The sequence below is a fragment of the Pseudonocardia halophobica genome, assembly GCF_027922425.1.
GTDB lineage: Bacteria > Actinomycetota > Actinomycetes > Mycobacteriales > Pseudonocardiaceae > Pseudonocardia > Pseudonocardia halophobica.
On the sequence record NZ_BSFQ01000235.1, the window covers coordinates 1 to 618 of the forward strand.

Sequence of the window (618 nt, forward strand, 5' to 3'; positions counted from 1 at the left end):
GCCGACCTTGCCGACCGACGGGCCGTGTGAGCGGCCGTCGGCTCTGGTCCGGTGGTCTGACGAGCAGTGTCTCTCATCGAAGAGTCGGGTAGATCCCGGCCCGCCGCAACTCGCCTGTGAGCGGGCTTGACCGGCTCCGCACCCGGGCGGCGGGGGAGGACCTGGGCCGGCATGATTGCGCCGGGCCGGCCGACCACGAGCGCCGCGAGCGTGTGACCCGCCACGGCAGCCTCGCGCGGGGGTGCGCCCTGCAGCCGCGCCGCCAGGTACCCGGCATTGAATGAATCGCCCGCGGCTGTCGTGTCGACGACGTCGACGTCTCGTTTCGCGGGCATGGTTGACAGTTGGTCACCGGTGACGACGAGGCACCCGTCCGGGCCGGTCTTGATCACGATCTCGGCGATCCCCATGGCGGCCAGGCGGGCCGCGCAGGCCTTGCCGTCGTGGTCGTCGAACAGCGCCTGCTCGTCGCCGAGTGTGGGCAGGTAGACGTCGGCCAGCTTCAGAGTGCGGCGAACCGCTGCCCGCGCAGCCGCCCTATCGGGCCAGCCGGTCGGGCGGTAGTTGCTGTCGAAGGCGACTCGCGCACCTCGGGCGCGGGCAGCGGCTAGAGTCGCC

General features: G+C 72.2%; 1 protein-coding gene. It reads right to left on the reverse strand.

The genetic code is table 11. The features are described from left to right. The coding region (locus PKE99_RS38360) for a PfkB family carbohydrate kinase (RefSeq protein ID WP_271215142.1) at nt 1–618 on the reverse strand (618 nt) is incomplete at both ends.